Below are 15,955 nucleotides of genomic sequence, written 5' to 3'. Positions count from 1 at the left end.
ATGCGCGTCAGCCTCAGTTGTCGCCGCGAGCGAGTGGTCGGAGCCGCAGCGCCGAGGCCAGCAACACCGCGGCGAAGCTCAACAGCACCAGCGCGGCGACCGGCCGGCCGCCGCTACCAGCGGTGTAGAAGCCGTAGCCGAGCCCGCCAGCACCGGCGGCGACGCCGACGGTCCCCGAAAGATGTGCGATCTCAGCCTCGCGGGTCGCGGCGTCCCGACCGACCTGCCGGCCGAGTTCGAGGGCGTTGCCGCCGGCGTCCCACGCGAGGATGGCCAGTCCGGCGCCGATCAGCGTCGACGCGGTCGGCGCGCCCGTGACCGCCGCCAGCAGCGCCGCGGCGAACAGCCCGAACGCCCCGGCGTCGATGCCCCGCCGGTCCACTCGTCGCATGCCGACCGCGAGCGTACCGAGTGCCGGCACACCCAGTACGAGCGACGCGAGCGACCCGGTGGCGAGCGCAAGTACGCACCCGACGCCGGCCGCGAGTGCGACGCGCGTGCTCGTCCGGGTCGGCCCCCGCTCGACGCCGTCGGTCACGCCGACCACCTCTCGCCGGCCCGCGAGATAGCGGCTGCCAGCGGCTCCTCCCAACGCCAGTCTACGACGCGGGCACCGGTGCGACGAAGCTCCGAGAGCCGGAGCTCACGCTCGACGTGCGCGACGGACTGGCCGGCCGTGGCCGTCGCCGTCGGATCGGGGCTGACCGCGGTGACGCGGTGGCCGGCGGCTTCCAGCAGCGTCGCCTGCTCGACGGCGCCGTCGTCGCACAGCGGCGAGAACAGGATCACCTGCGAGTGACTCGGCAGCTGCTTGCGGAGCGAGTCGACGCTGATCGGCCGCTCGATCAGGTCATCGGCCGATTCGGGCGTCAACAGCGGATGCTCGACGAACAGCCTGCGAGCAGCGGCGCGGTGGTCCTCGCCGCTCCCCGGTGGCAGCCACGGATCGGTCGCGCCCAGCACCGCGACGCCGACGCGGTCGCCGCCCTCGATCAGCGAGGAAAACACCTGCATCGCGCCCTCGACCGAGCGCTCGACGGCGCTCGGTGAGGCGGCGTCCGGCCGGAGCCACGACTCGACGCGCACGTCGATCAGCAGTACGACGGAGGCGGCTCGCTCCTCGCGGAACTCGATGGTCGAGAGCTCGCCGGTCCGTGCTTTCCGGTTCCAGTCGACCCGGGAGAGCGGGTCGCCCCGCTGGTACTCGCGGGTCGCGTAGAACTCGGCGCCGTCGCCGCCGATGTCGGTCTCGACCCGGCCGGCGTAGGGCGTCGTCAGCGACTGCAAGGAGAGGTTCGTCGACGGCGGCAGCTCGCCGGGCGTGCAGTACAGCTCGTCGTCGGTCGCTGACTGCACGTCGGCGTCGCGCTCGACGGCGCCGCTGTACCCACGAGCGATCGCCCGAAGGTGGTCGAACTCGTGCCGGCCACGCTCGGCGCCCACCGCGTACTGTAGCTCGACGGTCTCGCCGGCCCCCAGATCGGCGGCGAGCCGGGGCGTCCCCTCGACGACGTGAATCTGGTCGGGGACGCCATCGACCACGCGCAGATCGGGAATCGACGCGCCCTCGTTGGTGATCCGGACGGTCACGTCGACCGCTTCGCCCGGGTCGGGGCGGTCGGTGCCGAACTCGCGTTCGACTCGGAGATCGACCGCCGGCGGCTCGGCCATCCGCGCGTAGGCGGCGTAGGCGACGCCGAAGACGCCGAGGAGAAACGCCGCCGGCGATTGGGCGATCGCGCCGACGCCGACCGCCAGCAGCGCCGCCGCGGCGACGCCGTTCCACCGGCCTGTGTAGCGGTCCTCGGCGGCGACGATCCGGTCTGCGGACACAGCGGCTGCGTCGGCGTCGTCGAACGCACTCTCGGCGTCGGCTGTGTCAGCGCCGTCGGCATCCTCGGTCGGCGCCGAGTCGCGGGCCGTCGCATCGGCGTCGACTGTCTGCTCGGCGGCGGTCACGACTCGGCCCTCCAGATCCGTTCGAGTTCGTCGGCGGCGTGTTCGGCTCGAACGCCGAACGGCGACTTCGAGCTCACTCGGATTCGCAGGCGAATCGAGAGCGGGATGTCGGCGTTGTCGCTGAAAAACGCCGCCGCCAGCGGATCGTCGGTCCAGTCGCCGGCGGCGAGTTGCTCGCGTGCCTGTTCGGGCGAGCAGTCCCGGCGCCGTTCGAGAACGACGCTGGCAATCCCGCCGAGGCGCTCTCTGATCTCGCTGCGCCCGTCGATCGTGTGGACATCGGACGCCGAATCGAGCGCCGCGTCGAAGCCGTCGCCCGGCGTCGGAACGCCCTCGACGAGTTCGGGATCGCCCGTCTCGGCGCCGACGACCGGCGAGCGCCACGCGTCGCGGGCGTAGCGTCCGCCCTGCAGGACCGCCAGCACGCCGACGAGACTGACGTAGAACTGGTCGGCAAACACTTCGCTGGCGAGTCCCGGCTCGACGAGCAGCGCCAGCCCGAGGACGGCAGTGACGGTGCCGACCGCGACGAGCACGCGTCCGGCGGCGCTCACTGCTCGTCACCTCCTTGTTCGCGCTCGATGCCACGGAGCGCCTCGACGGCTCGGCGCTCGCGCTCTTCGGTGACGGCGCGGTCGCCGTAGCGAACCGCCTCGAACAGGTCGGTGAGCTCTTCGACGCGGTCGGGGTCGAGACCGGCGTCGGCCGCCGCGGCGGCAAACTCGGCTGGCGTGCTCGTCCGGGGGCTCCCGACGTCGACGCCGTCGGCCATCTCGCGCCACGCGCGGTACACCTCGTTCTCGAAGCCGTCGTCGGTCGCCTCGATCCGGTCGGCCGCGCGGCCCGCCGCCTCGCCGATCGCCGCGGCGTCCGCATCGTCAGCGTCGGCCGCTGACTCCCGGCGGCTCTGCTGGTCGTCGTCTCCATCGGGGATGTACTCGGCGCCGGCGACCGCCAGCAGCCCGATCAACAGCGCCGCGACCAGTCCGGCTGTCGCAAAGAGGTTGCCGTCACCGACGGGACCGCCCGAGTCGCCCGACGAGTTGTTCGACGCGGCGCCGCCCCCGCCGCTGCCGCCCGAGGAGCCGTTGGCTGCCGAGATATCGAAGCCGGATGGTGGCTGGAGCGAGGTCAGCCAGACGTGGTTCACGACGATGATCAGGGCGACGATCACGACGAGCACGGGGATCGCCCTGACGAACTGTCGCTTGTCGCTGATTCCGCGGCCGTCGAACGTGTAGACGGCGAGCACCAGTAGGCCTGTGAGAACGGCCATAGCGGCGTAGCTCGCTGACGTTGGCCACGGCAGGTCGATCGATCCGCCGGGGACGGCGGCCGGGTTCGACGGGACGACCACGGCGCTCGAAAGCGTCGCGGCGCCGAGGCCGAGCGCGGCGATACACAGACCCGCGACGAGCGCGGGGCCCAAAGAGTTCGATTGCATCTGTGGAGAGAGTGCGCGAGGCCCGGCCGTAGCCGGGCTGTCGATTGGCGATTCGTTTGTTCGATCCTGAAAAAAGCGTATCGGTAGCGGATCACATGCACGAGTCGGGCCAGCGGTGCGCCGACGACCAGAGGGACAGGCTAAATAGCCCGGCCTCCCGAGTGTCGTGCGATGGAATCGCTGCGCAGCGGGGACGGTCGGCGAGATCCGATCGACGGACCGCTCGTGACTCGGCGCCGCGAACTCGACGATCTCTCGCGCCGGGCAGTTCTCGACGCCTTCGAGCCGCCCCGAGAGCTCTGGACGCCGCCGGACGGCCCCACAGTCGCCGGCTGGGGCGCGGCGGCGACGATCGACGCCGACGGGCCGGACCGCTTCGACGCGGTACGAGAGGCGGCCGAACGGCTGTTCTCCCACCTCGACGGCGACGCCGAACGCGTCGTCGGCCGCCCGCGGCTGTTCGGGGGCTTTGCCTTTCACGACGAGCACGAACCGGCCGGCCCGTGGAAGGGCTTTGCCGGCGCCCGCTTCGTCCTCCCCCAAGTGCAGATCACGTGGAGCGACGACGGCGTCTGGCTGACCGTCAACGCTGTCGATCCGCCGGACGACGCCGCGGTCGAGCGGCGTCTCGACGACGTGGCGGCCGAGATTTCGGCCGCGACTGCCGACGGCCGCCCGGGCGCTCCGCCCGGCGTCGCGTCCCGCGAGCGCACGACCTCTCGAACGGAGTGGCGACGCCAGGTCCGGGCCGCCGTCGACCGGATCGAACGGGGCGACCTGCGCAAAGTCGTGCTCGCTCAGGCGCTGTCGGTCGATCTCGACGCCCCGCTGTCGATCCCGGACCTGCTCGCTCGTCTCGACCGATCCTACCCGGACTGCTACCGGTTTCTCGTCCAGCCCGACGAGGGCGCGAACTTCTTCGGCGCGACGCCCGAGCGCCTCGTCTCGCTGTCCGGCCGCACCGTCGAGACCGAGGCGCTGGCGGGCTCGACGGGCCGCGGCGACACGCCCGAGGAAGACGAGTGGCTGGCGAACGAACTGCTCGACAGCGAGAAGGACATCCACGAACACGAACTGGTCGCCGAGGCCGTCCGCGAACAGCTCGAACCCTTCGCGGGGTCGATCCGGACGGGCCAGCGCACGATTCGAACGCTCCCGACCGTCCAGCACCTCCAGACGCCGATCACGGCCGAACTCGACGACGTAGAGCACGTGCTCTCGCTGGTCGAGGCCCTCCACCCGACGCCCGCGGTCGGCGGGTTCCCGCCCGACGCCGCCTGGGAGACGATCAAGGAGACCGAGACGTTCGACCGTGGCTGGTACGCCGCCCCCGTCGGCTGGTTCGACGCCGCGGGCAACGGCGCCTTCGCCGTCGGCATCCGCTCGGCGGTCGCCCGCGAGGATCGGGCGACGCTCTTTGCGGGCGCCGGCATCGTCGCCGACAGCGACCCCGACCGCGAGTGGGACGAGGTCCAGCTAAAGTACGGCCCGATGCTCGACTCCTTGGAGTGATCGCATGACGGCACCGAACCGTAACACCCTGTGGGCCGAGACGCTGCTCGACGAACTGGTCGCCGGCGGCGTCGAGGCGGTGTGTGTCGCGCCGGGGAGCCGGTCGACGCCGCTGACCGTCGCCGCCGACGCTCACCCCGACCTGACCGTCTTCTCGCACTTCGACGAGCGCTCGGCGGCGTACTTCGCGCTCGGCCGAGCCCGGCGGACCGGCGAGCCGACACCGCTGATCTGCACCTCGGGCACCGCGGCGGCGAACTTCCACCCCGCCGTGATCGAGGCCAGTCAGGCCAGAGTGCCGATGGTGCTGTTGACGGCCGACCGCCCGCCCGAACTCAGAGACAGCGGCGCCAACCAGACGATCGATCAGGAGAAGCTCTACGGCGACGCCGTGCGCTGGTTCCGCGACCTTCCCGAGCCCGAACCGACGGGCCGGAAGCTCCGGCGCCTGCGAACCGACGCCGCCCGCGCGCTCGCCGAGTCGACCGGCGTCCCCGCCGGGCCAGTGCATCTCAACGTCCCGTTCCGGAAGCCGCTGGAGCCGGTCGAGGTGTCCGGCGACGTGCCCGACGACCTACCCGAGCGCGAGCCACTGGGCGCCGAGGGCCGAGACGGCCCGTTCGTCCGGACGACCGGCGGGCGGCCGACGCTCGACGACGCCGCGCTGGATCGGCTGACCGGGGCTCTCGCGGACGCCGAGCGCGCGCTGATCGTCGCCGGGCCGGCGGATCCGTCGACGGCCGCCGTCGATGGCGCGACCGCTGCCGACACTGCCGCCGCAGACGCTTCGGATGCCACGGCGTCCCCCGGCGTCGATGCGGACGCCGTTTCCCGGCTCGCTACCGCGACGAATGCGCCGGTGCTCGCCGACCCGCTTTCGGGACTCCGATTCGGGCCGCACGTCGACACGGCGCCGGTGCTCGGCGGCTACGACGGCTACCTCGACGACCGGGTCGTGGGCGGCTGGCCCGATCCGGATGTCGTCGTTCGCTTTGGCGCCTCGCCGACCTCGAAGCCGCTTCGGAACTATCTGGCCGACGCCGACGCCCGCCAGTTCCTCGTCGATCCCGCCGGCGAGTGGCGCGACGCGACGTTCACCGCGACCGATCTCGTCGCGGCCGACCCCGACCGAACAGTCCGAGCGCTGGCGGATCGGCTGTCCGGCGCGGACGCCGCGGCGCAGTCAGCGGGCGACTGGCGCGACCGGTGGCTCGACGCCGAACGCGAGTACTGGCGTGCGGTCGACGAACTGGGTGCGGACGATCTGTACGAGGGCGCCGTTGTCGCCGACGCTGTCGAACGCGCGCCCGATCCGGCGACCGTATTCGTTTCCAACAGCATGCCGGTCCGGGATCTCGACCGGTTCGGCCGCCCCCGGGACGCCGCCCTCTCGGTGCTCGGAAACCGCGGCGCCAGCGGCATCGACGGCATCGAGAGCACGGCGCTCGGCGCCGGCAGCGCGACCGACGACCCGCTGGTGCTCGTCACCGGCGACCTCGCCTTCTATCACGACATGAACGGGCTGCTGGCGGTCGCGCGCTGTGGCGTCGACGCCACGGTCGTTCTCATCAACAACGACGGCGGCGGCATCTTCCACCTGCTCCCGATCGAGGACTTCGACCCCCCCTTCACCGAGCAGTTCAAGACGCCCCACGGGATCGATTTCGCGCCGACCGGCGATCTGTACGGGCTGGACTTCGCGCGCGTCGAGACGCTGCCAGCGTTCCGCGACGCCTACGACGCCTCGCTGGACGCCGACGGCGCCCAAGTCATCGAGTTCCGGATCGACGGCGAGGCGAGCCACCGCACCCGCGAGGCGATCCACGACGCCGTCTGCGAGCGCCTCGGGCAGTGAGATCGCCAGCGCCGACTGCGACGCCGCGGCGTCCTACCACCGCAGGACGAACGCGACGGTGATCGAGTACCCGAGCGGGATCCAGCAGCCGAGTATCACCGTCATCGCCGGCACCGAGAGCAACTCGACGCCCAACTGAACGATCGCAACCGGCGCGAACATGCTCCAGACGCCGAAAACCGTGCCCGCGACCAGCGGGCGCGTGATGAGATAGCCGATCAAGAGCAGCGTCAGCGCCGCGACGACGCCGTTGACCGCCAGCGGGAACGCCGGCGTCACCGCGCTGTAGAGCAACACGGGGTACAGGAGGCCGAGAATCGTGATCTGGACGAACTCGTTGCGCGTCAGCCCGGGCCGCTCGCCGATGAACGACGTGCCGACGGGTTCCCAGTCGTGGACGGTGTATCCCCCGTCGCTCTCGGCGCTCGATGCCTCGCTGTCCTCGCGCTGGGTGTCGGCGTCCTCCGGCGTCCACGAGGAATCCGCGCGTCGCTTGTTGGCCCGGCGCCGACGCCGCTGTTTTCGATGCTGACTCGCTCCTCCACCGTCCTCTGCGCCCGTGGCCGCCCGAGCACGCTCTCGTGCCGACGCCGATGTGCCGGACGCCGATGTGCCGGACGCCGATGCCGAACCGCCGAACGCCGACCCGCCAGCGTCGCCGGTCGAGGCGGAACTACCATCTCCGCCCGTGTTCGTCCACGGCGACTGCTCGCTCGTCCCGGCGTTGGCGCCGTCGAGGTGGCGCACGTAGGCGTCGTGGCCCAGTCGGTCGTACCGGGCGCGCTCGGTCGCATCGCCCAGCACCTCCTCGGCGCGCGTGACCGCTTTGAACCGTTCTGCGGCGTCGTCGCGGTCGCTAACGTCCGGGTGGTACTTTTTGACCTTCTCCCGGTAGGCCGACTGGATCTCGTCTTGGTCGGCCGTCTCGGGCACGCCGAGGACGTCGTAGAACGTGTCGGTCATCGCTGGGCGATTGTCTTTCAGGCGATATGTCGCACCGCGACAAAAACCGTTCGGTGGGGTGGTTCTCGGGGTCGACGACGCCGCAGCGATCTCTGCGTCTCACTCGACGGACAGTCTCTCCTCGTCGTACAGGTCCACGAGCGTCTCGCGTAGTTGCTCGCGCTGGTCGTCGTCGAACGACTGGAGCGGGCTCCGCAGCGGACCGACATCGAACCCGCGCAGATCGAGCATGGCCTTAACGCCGGCGAGGAACGGGCCCTGCTCGATGGCCGCCTGTACCGCAGAGAGGTCCGACTGTAGCTCGCGGGCGCGCTCGTCGTCGCCCGCCCTGACGGCCTCGTACAGTTCGACGGCGACCTCCGGGAAGGCGTTTGCGACGGCCACCACTGCACCCGCACAGCCGAGCGACAGCCCGGTGTAGGCCAGCCGGTCGACGCCGATCAGGTACGTCAGCTCGGGGTGGGCGTCGAGGGCGACCTGCATCCGGCCAACGTCGCGGCTGGTGTCTTTGATCCCCGCAAAGCCGTCGATCTCGGCGAGCCGCGAGAGCGCGTCGACGGTCAGGTCGTTGCCCGATCTGTCGGGGAACGTGTACGCGTAGATCGGGCTCTCGGTGGCGTCGGCGATTCGGCGGACGTGCTCGACCAGCCCGTCCTCGCCGATCGGGAAGTAGTACGGGTCGACGACGACCAGCCCGTCCGCGCCCGCTTCCTCGGCTGCCTGCGCCCGCTCGATCGCCTCCCGCGTTCCCTCGGCGCCGACGCCCGCCAGCACGGGCACCTCGTCGCCGACCTCCTCGACGACGACCTCGACGACTCGGTCGCGCTCTTCGGCGGTCAACAGCGGGAACTCGCCGGTCGTCCCCAGCGGAAACACGCCGTGGACGCCCCGGTCGACGACGAACCGGGCGTGGGCGGCCGTGGCGGCTTCGTCGAGCGCGCCGTCCTCGTCGAACGCGGTGATCGTCGGCGGCACGATGCCGTGCAGTCCCAGCGGATCGTCCGGGTTCGGAGCGTCCGACCCTCGTTCGTTCGCGGTCATGATCGCTCACCCGTCGGCGGCGTCCTGCGATTCCCGTGCATGATTCGCGTGGACGTACAGGCGCCCACCGCGTAATCGTTTGGCTGCCGGCAGTTCGACGACCGGCGTCGCCGAACAGCGTGGAACGGTCCAGTGTCGACTCGTGGCAAACGGGTTAGTAGCGTTCTTCCGTATTTGCCACCATGGGACGCGAGCTAGACGATGTCGACCGGAGCATCCTCTACTTGCTACAGCAGAACGCTCGCGAGACAACGGCAGAAGAGATGGCTGACAAGGTCGGGGTATCGGCCAGTACGATTCGCAATCGCATCGACAAACTCGAAGCCGACGGCATAATCAGAGGCTATCACCCGGAGATCGACTACGAAGCGGCCAATCTCCCGCTGCAGATCACGTTCGTGATTTCCGCACCGCCCAGTGAACTGCAGGACTACTCGGCGCAGATCCGCGGCATTCAGGGCGTGATCGACGTTCGAGAAATGCTGACCGGGCGACGGAATATCCACGTCGATGTCGTTGGAACGAGCACGAAAGACATCACCCGGATCACCGACGCAGTCCACGACATCGGCGTCAAGATCGAAAGTTCCGAGATGATGCGGCGGCGTCACGTGCAGCCGTTCAACCACTTCTTCCTGCAAGGGACCGAAGAGATGGACGCGCGCGACACCGAGCACGAGTGAGGACGACGAACGTTCGACAGACGAAACGCCGCCGAACCTCTGTTTTCCACAGTATACTGCCGTAGTATCACTGAATCCAGACTGTCTCGTTCGGGAAATCACAGATATCGCCGCTCACACTGGGGCAAGCGGAACCTAACTGGAAGCGTTCACAACAGCGTTATTCCGGACCCGCTACTATCACCATTGACGATGTGACTGCCGGAATCCGGTGCGACCGATGGTCGCCCCTCATCAAGATCATGAACGACAACGCCTTCGAAGCACTCGCAAACGAGCACAGGAGAACGCTCCTGCTGGACCTTCTCGAAAGCAATCCACAGTACGTGGCGACCAACCCCCCACCGAGCGTGCGGTCAGATCTGCCCGATGCCGAGCAGCAATTGCGGATGGAGATGTACCACCTGCATCTTCCGCTACTCGTCGATTACGGCTTCATCGAGTGGGACAAAGACACGAATGAGATCACCACGGGACCGCAGTTCGAGGAGGTTCGGCCGCTCCTCGAAGTGGTCCACTGACTGCGTCCGCCAGCCACGAGTTGCCTGTTCGATTCCGGACGGCAACCTATTTGCCCGTACCGGACCGAGTCACGCGAAAATGGTCTCGGAAATCTTCGACCCCGAGCGCTGGGAGCCGATCGAGACGTTCGACTTCGACGACGTTACCTACCACCGCTCCGCGTTGGGCCACACCGTCCGGATCGCGTTCGACCGGCCGGCGAAACGCAACGCGTTCCGCCCGAAGACGGTCGACGAACTGTACGACGCGCTCGATCACGCCAAGCGCCAGACCGACGTGGGCTGCGTACTACTGACGGGCAACGGCCCCTCGCCGGAGGACGGCGGCTGGGCCTTTTCCTCGGGCGGCGATCAGGGCATTCGCGGCGCCGACGGCTACGAGTACGAGGGCGACGAGGACCGCGCCAGCGAGCACGGGCGCCTGCACATCCTCGAAGTCCAGCGCCTGATCCGGCACATCCCCAAGGTCGTCGTCGCCGTGGTGCCGGGCTGGGCGGTCGGCGGCGGCCACAGCCTCCACGTCGTCTGCGATCTGACCATCGCCAGCGAGGAGCACGCGAAGTTCCTCCAGACCGACCCCGACGTGGGTAGTTTCGACGCCGGCTTCGGCTCGGCCTATCTCGCCAGACAGATCGGTCAGAAGAAAGCCCGCGAGGTGTTCTTCCTCGGGAAGACCTACAGCGCCGAGGAGGCCGCCGACATGGGGATGGTCAACGAAGCCGTGCCCCACGAGGAGTTAGAGGAGCGGGCCTTGGAGTGGGGCGAGCGCATCAACGCCAAGAGCCCGACGGCGATGCGGATGCTCAAGTACGCCTTTAATCTGGATTCGGACGGGCTGGTCGGTCAGCAAGTGTTCGCCGGCGAGGCGACGCGACTGGGCTACATGACCGACGAAGCCCAAGAGGGCCGCGACGCGTTCAACGAGGGGCGAGAGCCCGACTTCGACGAGTTCCCCTGGAAGTACTGATTCGAGCTGTTCGTGTCGACGCTGTCTCGGGGATTCCAGTGCGCTGTTAGCCCGCCGCACACCCTGGAACAGTCGTTGCTGTCCTCAACGTCCTGAAAGCCCCCGCCGTGGTCGAGCGGTCTGACTCGCTGTGCGCTTCATTCGCTCGCGGTGCTCGCTCAGTCCAGTGCTTGCGTCGTCGGACCGCTCGACCACGGCGGCCCCTTTCATTCCCACCCAACCGTAACCACATCCTCCCCAACCGACTCCCTCAGTCGCACGCTCCTTCGGTCGTCCCTCGCGCGACGCTGTCTCGCCATGAAGGCTCGACAGCGCGCGCCACCGAAGCTGCGCGCCGGGGGAGAAAGGGTAGGGCTGCGCGTGGTTGCCCTTAGCGACCCGCGCAACGCGATCTTGGCGGACTGAAAGGGCGAGGGCTTTCGAGGCGTTCTCGCCGGTAGCTGTCGGGATCATTCCTAGAAGCGACGATCGATGCGAGATGCCAACCTTAACACGCGACCGGTCCCGATTTCGAGCCAATGAGTACCGACGTGAGTCGGGGCCGGGCGTGGCTGATGGCCACCCGACCCCAGACGTTGCCCGCGGGCGCGGCGCCGGTCGTCGTCGGCGCGGCGATCGCGGTCCACGAGGGCGTGTTCGCGCCGCTTCCGGCGCTTGCGGCGCTGGTCGGCGCGCTCCTAATTCAGATCGGGACGAACTTTGCGAACGACTACTACGACGCCGTCAAGGGCGTCGACGACGAGAGCCGCGAGGGCTTCACTCGGGTCACCCAGTCGGGGCTGATCCCGGCCGAGCAGGTCAAACTCGCCATGGCCGCGACGTTCGGACTGGCGATCCTCGTCGGCACCTACCTCGTCTACGTCGGCGGCGTGCCGATCCTCGTGATCGGTCTGCTGAGCGTCGCCAGCGGCTACGCCTACGCGGGTGGCCCCTATCCTCTCGGCTCGCACGGGCTTGGCGACCTGTTCGTGTTCGTGTTCTTCGGCGTCGTCGCCGTCGTCGGGACGGTGTACGTGCAGGCCGCGGCCGTCCTCGCCGAGCCGCTCACCACGACGATTCCGGCGGGAACGATCCCCGCCGTCGCCGTCATCGCTAGCCTCCCCGTCGCAGCCATCTCGACGAACATCATCGTCGTCAACAACGTCCGCGACCTCGAAACCGACCGCGAGGCGGGCAAGTACACGCTGGCCGTCATCATCGGCTACCGGTGGAGCCGCGTCGAGTACGTCGGCCTGCTGGCGCTGGCCTACGCCGTCCCGATCTACCTGTGGGCGGCCCGGAACGCGTTCGGTCCCGGCGTCTTGCTGCCGCTGCTCACGCTCCCGCTTGCGATCCCGGTCGCCCGGACCGTCTGCACGCGCACGGACGGCGACGCGCTCAACCCCGCGTTAGAGCGCACGGGGCAGCTCCTCGCCGCCTTCTCGGCGCTGTTCGCCGTCGGGGTGGTCGTCTGATGGACGCCGAGCGCCGCGAGTTCGCGCTCGACCTCGCCGCGCCCTTAGAGACGGCCTCGGGGACGATCGAGCAGCGCGAGGGCATCGCCCTTCGAATTGCCGAGGACGGCGCCGTCGGCGTCGGCGAGGCGACGCCGCTCCCCGGCTGGACAGAATCGCCAGCGACGTGCCGCGAGCGGCTGGCGGCCGCCACTACCTATCTCGACGACGGTGACCCGGCCGCCGCGCTCGACGCCGTCGACGAATCGCCGGCGGCGCGACACGCCGTCCACCTCGCGCTCGCGGACCTCCGGGCACGGCAGGACGGCGTCCCGCTCTATCGCTATCTCGGCTCGGTCGGCCGGGTCGAGCGCGTCCCGGTCAACGCGACGATCGGCGTCGGATCGCCCGACGACGCCGCAGCGGCCGCCCGAGGAGCCGTCGAGCAGGGCTTTCAGTGTCTCAAGCTCAAGGTCGGCGCCGGAACCGTCGAGGAAGCCGTCGAGCGCGTCGAGACGGTCCGCGAGGCGCTTCCGCGCGGCATCGCGCTGCGCGCGGACGCCAACGGCTCGTGGGACCGCGAGCAGGCCGGCGAGGCGCTCCGAGCGTTCGCCGACAGCGGCGTCGAGTACGTCGAACAGCCGCTCGCCATCGACGATCTGGAAGGGCACGCCGACCTCCGACAGCAGTCGGCCGGCGTCGGCGTCGCGCTCGACGAGTCGCTGCGGACAGCCTCGATCGACGACGTGCTCGACGCCGGCGCGGCCGATGTCGTCGTCCTCAAGCCGATGGTTCTGGGCGGCCTCGACCGGGCGCGCCGAATAGCGATCCGCGCCCGGCGCGAGGGCGTCGCGCCGGTCGTGACGACCACCGTCGACGCCGTCGTGGCGCGGACCGGCGCAGTCCACTTCGCGGCGTCGATCCCCGGCGTCGACCCCTGCGGGCTGGCGACGGCCGAGCGCCTCGCCGACGACCTCGCCCCCGATCCAGCGCCGATCACGGAAGGCGACGCCGTAGTTCCACAGGGCGACGGGCTCGGGACGCGCGGACCGTGGGAACACACTGTCGACGGAGAGAACAGACGATGACGAACTGGCCCCAGTCGGACTGGCTCGCGGCCCGCACAGCGGCGTCGCCCGACGCGCTCGCCGTGATCGACGCCGACGCGACCGATGCGGGCGAGACCGCCCGCTGGTCCTACGCCGACCTCGACGCCGCGACGGATGCCGTCGCCCGATCGCTCGCGGCCCGGGGTGTCGGCCCCGGCGACCACGTCGGGACGCTGCTCGACACCGGACTTCCGTTCGTGCTGATCGTCCACGCCGTCGATCGACTCGGCGCCGTGCTCGTCCCGCTGAACGTCCGGCATACGTCCGAGGAACTCGCACGAGCCTGCGAGAAGGCCGACGTGACGACGATTTTGTGCGACGCCGACGCCGAATCGAGCGCGGGCGCCGCAGCCGAGATAGCTGAGGAGCCGCCGGCCGTCGTCTCGATCGACGCCGACGGCTTCCACGACAGCGGCGAGGACAGCGACGGCAGCGACGAGGACGACAACGACGGCGACGGCCGGCCGCTCCCGTCGGTCGAGCGCTCGCCCGCCGACGTGCGCGTTCTCCTCTCGACCTCGGGGACGACCGGCGAGCCGAAAGTCGTCCCGCTGACCGCGGGGAACCTGCTCGCCAGCGCCGTCGCGTCGGCGTTTCGCCTCGGCGTCTTGCCCGACGATCGGTGGCTCTGCTGTCTCCCGATGTATCACATGGGCGGACTGGCGCCCGTCCTTCGCTCGACGCTGTACGGCACCACCGTCGTCCTCCAGTCGGAGTTCGACGCCGAGCGCACGCCGGCCGTCGCCCGCGAGCACGAGGCTACGGGCGTCTCGTTGGTGCCGACGATGCTCCGCCGGATCGTCGATTCGCCCGCGACGCTTCCCGATTCGCTTCGCTTCGTCCTGCTGGGCGGCGCACCGGCCGACGCCGAACTGATCGAAGCGTGCCAGCGCCGCGAGATACCGGTGCATCCGACGTTCGGGATGACCGAGACGGCCTCGCAGGTGGCGACCGCCACTCCGAGCGAGGCGTTCGAGCACGAGGGAACCGTCGGCCGCCCGCTGGTCGGAACGCGCGTGACGGTCGTTGACGAAGCCGGCGACCCGGTGCAAGCGGGCGAACGCGGCGAGCTCGTCGTCGACGGGCCGACCGTGACGCCGGGCTACTACGGCGACGCCGCGGCGACCGAGGCGTCGTTCGGTCCCTATGGACTCCTCACCGGCGATGTCGGCTACCGCGACGAGGGGGGACGCCTGTGGGTGCTTAACCGCCGTGACGACCGAATCGTCACCGGCGGCGAGAACGTCGACCCCGGCGAGGTCGTCGCGGCGCTCCGGGAGCACCCAGCTATCGGCGATGCCGCCGTCCTCGGCGTCGACGACCCCGAGTGGGGCGAGCGTGTCGGCGCCATCGTCGTCCCCGCGGACGACGCCGACGGCGGGGCTGCAGCGACGCTCGGCGCCGAGGCCGTCCGCGAGCACTGCCGCGAGCGGCTGGCGGGGTACAAACTCCCTCGAACGGTCGCGTTCGCCGACGAACTCCCCCGGACGGCTTCGGGGACCGTCGACCGAGAGGCGGCCCGAGCGTTGTTAGACGAGAAAAGCGACGACTGAGACGACAGCGGATAGCGGGGATCGCGACGACTACGGTCTACTCCTCGACGACGGCGACGACGATCCGCCCGTGGCTCGTCACCGTCAGATCGCAGCCGGCGTAGCGAAACGAGACGATGACGGGATGTCTGGATGGTAGTGGCTCCTCGGAGCTGACGATCGAGTCGAGACTGTCGCCGTCGACCGACTCGTACAGCGGGGGAAGGTCGCGCTGGTCGCGCTCCAGCACGTCGGCGACGGCCTCGGTGACGGCCGTGCTCGCCCGTTCGTCGGGATCGAACGTGAATCGGTGAGGGCCACTCCCTTCGGTATCACTCATCGTCGCCTCTCTCGATTTCTTCGCCGAAGTGATCGAACGGCTGGACGCGAGTGCTCTTGAGAATTTTCGAGTTGACCACGTCGAGTCCGAGCGCGCCGAGCTCGTCGCTGATTCTGGCGATGTCGTCGGTGTCGGTGCCGACGGCCTCGACTTGGAGGTTATCGCTGCCGTTGAGCACCTCTCGAGTCTGGACGACGCCGCTGATCGTGTGGGTCTCGGAGGCGAGTCGGTCGCGTTCGGCGCTCTCCGCCCGGCAGATGAACAGAACGTGTAGCTGATAGCCCGCCTTGTCGTAATCGATATCAGGACGGTAGCCGCGAACGACGCCTTCAGATTCGAGCCGCTCGATCCGGTTTCTGACGGTGCTCGCCGAGACGCCGACCCGTTCAGCCATCTCCGTCGTCGTCAGGTGTCGCGCGTCCTGCTGTAGAAGATAGAGAATCCCCTCGTCGACTTCGTCGAGTTCCATATCTGGAAGCCTCTATCGTACCCACCAATTATGCTTTCGTAATATTCTCGCCAAACGGTGAAGTTTTTATAAAAATGAGATTATAGGTTGCTAACATCGCAAGTACGGGTGCAGAATCTATTTAAAT

The 15,955-nt window shown here is 69.3% G+C and carries 16 protein-coding genes; 8 read left to right on the top strand and 8 right to left on the bottom strand.

From position 1 onward, the window contains the following. Window positions 1-13 precede the first annotated feature (13 nt). The 4 genes from CRO01_RS03605 to CRO01_RS03590 are packed head-to-tail and all read right to left on the bottom strand — an operon-like array spanning window position 14 to window position 3,403. On the bottom strand, window positions 14-538 hold the full coding sequence (locus tag CRO01_RS03605) for a DUF7519 family protein (protein ID WP_143824899.1): 525 nt from the start codon (window positions 536-538) through the stop codon (window positions 14-16). Continuing rightward, window positions 535-1,959: a DUF58 domain-containing protein gene (locus CRO01_RS03600; protein WP_245838495.1), complete on the bottom strand. Its 1,425-nt coding sequence runs from the start codon at window positions 1,957-1,959 to the stop codon at window positions 535-537. Before CRO01_RS03600 ends, CRO01_RS03605 begins: the two co-directional genes overlap by 4 nt. Continuing rightward, window positions 1,956-2,513: a DUF7269 family protein gene (locus CRO01_RS03595; RefSeq protein ID WP_097007736.1), complete on the bottom strand. Its 558-nt coding sequence runs from the start codon at window positions 2,511-2,513 to the stop codon at window positions 1,956-1,958. The genes CRO01_RS03600 and CRO01_RS03595 overlap by 4 nt, the downstream gene beginning before the upstream one ends. After that, window positions 2,510-3,403 (bottom strand): DUF4129 domain-containing protein, encoded by an 894-nt coding sequence (locus CRO01_RS03590; protein WP_097007735.1) that lies wholly within the window; start codon window positions 3,401-3,403, stop codon window positions 2,510-2,512. The genes CRO01_RS03595 and CRO01_RS03590 overlap by 4 nt, the downstream gene beginning before the upstream one ends. 171 nt (window positions 3,404-3,574) lie before the next feature. Between CRO01_RS03590 and CRO01_RS03585 the strand changes: the two genes are divergently transcribed. Next, the gene (locus CRO01_RS03585; RefSeq protein ID WP_097007734.1) at window positions 3,575-4,915 is read left to right on the top strand and encodes an isochorismate synthase; all 1,341 of its coding nucleotides are present in this window, start codon (window positions 3,575-3,577) and stop codon (window positions 4,913-4,915) included. A gap of 4 nt (window positions 4,916-4,919) precedes the next feature. Next, window positions 4,920-6,770 (top strand): 2-succinyl-5-enolpyruvyl-6-hydroxy-3-cyclohexene-1-carboxylic-acid synthase, encoded by a 1,851-nt coding sequence (menD, locus tag CRO01_RS03580; RefSeq protein ID WP_097007733.1) that lies wholly within the window; start codon window positions 4,920-4,922, stop codon window positions 6,768-6,770. A gap of 33 nt (window positions 6,771-6,803) precedes the next feature. On the opposite strand, the gene CRO01_RS03575 is transcribed toward menD, so the two are convergent. Continuing rightward, on the bottom strand, window positions 6,804-7,733 hold the full coding sequence (locus tag CRO01_RS03575) for a J domain-containing protein (RefSeq protein WP_097007732.1): 930 nt from the start codon (window positions 7,731-7,733) through the stop codon (window positions 6,804-6,806). A 99-nt stretch (window positions 7,734-7,832) separates the two neighbouring features. Further along, window positions 7,833-8,774 (bottom strand): dihydrodipicolinate synthase family protein, encoded by a 942-nt coding sequence (locus CRO01_RS03570; protein ID WP_097007731.1) that lies wholly within the window; start codon window positions 8,772-8,774, stop codon window positions 7,833-7,835. A gap of 182 nt (window positions 8,775-8,956) precedes the next feature. On the opposite strand from CRO01_RS03570, the gene CRO01_RS03565 reads away from it, so the two are divergent. From CRO01_RS03565 to CRO01_RS03540, 6 genes are all read left to right on the top strand, one after another. Next, window positions 8,957-9,457 carry an Lrp/AsnC family transcriptional regulator gene (locus tag CRO01_RS03565; RefSeq protein WP_097007730.1) on the top strand — a complete coding sequence of 167 codons (501 nt, stop codon included), beginning with the start codon at window positions 8,957-8,959 and terminating at the stop codon, window positions 9,455-9,457. Between the two features lie 194 nt (window positions 9,458-9,651). Next, entirely contained in the window at window positions 9,652-9,978 is a 327-nt protein-coding gene (locus tag CRO01_RS03560) for a DUF7344 domain-containing protein (RefSeq protein ID WP_218839117.1), read from the top strand. 79 nt (window positions 9,979-10,057) lie between these two features. Further along, entirely contained in the window at window positions 10,058-10,945 is an 888-nt protein-coding gene (locus CRO01_RS03555; protein ID WP_097007728.1) for a 1,4-dihydroxy-2-naphthoyl-CoA synthase, read from the top strand. 518 nt (window positions 10,946-11,463) lie between these two features. Continuing rightward, window positions 11,464-12,399, top strand: a complete 936-nt coding sequence (locus CRO01_RS03550) for a 1,4-dihydroxy-2-naphthoate polyprenyltransferase (protein ID WP_097007727.1) — start codon at window positions 11,464-11,466, stop codon at window positions 12,397-12,399. Next, window positions 12,399-13,466: an o-succinylbenzoate synthase gene (gene menC / locus CRO01_RS03545; protein WP_097007726.1), complete on the top strand. Its 1,068-nt coding sequence runs from the start codon at window positions 12,399-12,401 to the stop codon at window positions 13,464-13,466. The genes CRO01_RS03550 and menC overlap by 1 nt, the downstream gene beginning before the upstream one ends. Next, window positions 13,463-15,040: a class I adenylate-forming enzyme family protein gene (locus CRO01_RS03540; RefSeq protein WP_097007725.1), complete on the top strand. Its 1,578-nt coding sequence runs from the start codon at window positions 13,463-13,465 to the stop codon at window positions 15,038-15,040. The genes menC and CRO01_RS03540 overlap by 4 nt, the downstream gene beginning before the upstream one ends. Before the next feature lie 37 nt (window positions 15,041-15,077). On the opposite strand, the gene CRO01_RS03535 is transcribed toward CRO01_RS03540, so the two are convergent. Together CRO01_RS03535 and CRO01_RS03530 are read right to left on the bottom strand one after the other, a co-directional pair. After that, entirely contained in the window at window positions 15,078-15,359 is a 282-nt protein-coding gene (locus CRO01_RS03535; protein ID WP_097007724.1) for a HalOD1 output domain-containing protein, read from the bottom strand. After that, window positions 15,352-15,828, bottom strand: coding sequence for an Lrp/AsnC family transcriptional regulator (locus CRO01_RS03530; protein ID WP_097007723.1), 477 nt, complete (start codon window positions 15,826-15,828; stop codon window positions 15,352-15,354). The genes CRO01_RS03535 and CRO01_RS03530 overlap by 8 nt, the downstream gene beginning before the upstream one ends. Window positions 15,829-15,955 lie beyond the last annotated feature (127 nt).

Origin of the sequence: Natronoarchaeum philippinense (assembly GCF_900215575.1) — an archaeon.
GTDB classification, from domain to species: domain Archaea; phylum Halobacteriota; class Halobacteria; order Halobacteriales; family Natronoarchaeaceae; genus Natronoarchaeum; species Natronoarchaeum philippinense.
The sequence above is the reverse complement of the archived record's forward strand: the minus strand, read 5'-3'. Positions and strand labels throughout refer to the sequence as shown.

Bases quoted from the DNA above. Each gene is read 5' to 3' on its own strand.
- menD (WP_097007733.1), top strand. From the start codon at position 4,920: ATGACGGCACCGAACCGTAACACCCTGTGGGCCGAGACGCTGCTCGAC.
- CRO01_RS03575 (WP_097007732.1), bottom strand. From the start codon at position 7,733: ATGACCGACACGTTCTACGACGTCCTCGGCGTGCCCGAGACGGCCGAC.
- CRO01_RS03555 (WP_097007728.1), top strand. From the start codon at position 10,058: ATGGTCTCGGAAATCTTCGACCCCGAGCGCTGGGAGCCGATCGAGACG.
- CRO01_RS03585 (WP_097007734.1), top strand. From the start codon at position 3,575: ATGGAATCGCTGCGCAGCGGGGACGGTCGGCGAGATCCGATCGACGGA.
- CRO01_RS03550 (WP_097007727.1), top strand. From the start codon at position 11,464: ATGAGTACCGACGTGAGTCGGGGCCGGGCGTGGCTGATGGCCACCCGA.
- CRO01_RS03565 (WP_097007730.1), top strand. From the start codon at position 8,957: ATGGGACGCGAGCTAGACGATGTCGACCGGAGCATCCTCTACTTGCTA.
- CRO01_RS03540 (WP_097007725.1), top strand. From the start codon at position 13,463: ATGACGAACTGGCCCCAGTCGGACTGGCTCGCGGCCCGCACAGCGGCG.
- menC (WP_097007726.1), top strand. From the start codon at position 12,399: ATGGACGCCGAGCGCCGCGAGTTCGCGCTCGACCTCGCCGCGCCCTTA.
- CRO01_RS03570 (WP_097007731.1), bottom strand. From the start codon at position 8,774: ATGACCGCGAACGAACGAGGGTCGGACGCTCCGAACCCGGACGATCCG.
- CRO01_RS03530 (WP_097007723.1), bottom strand. From the start codon at position 15,828: ATGGAACTCGACGAAGTCGACGAGGGGATTCTCTATCTTCTACAGCAG.
- CRO01_RS03590 (WP_097007735.1), bottom strand. From the start codon at position 3,403: ATGCAATCGAACTCTTTGGGCCCCGCGCTCGTCGCGGGTCTGTGTATC.
- CRO01_RS03535 (WP_097007724.1), bottom strand. From the start codon at position 15,359: ATGAGTGATACCGAAGGGAGTGGCCCTCACCGATTCACGTTCGATCCC.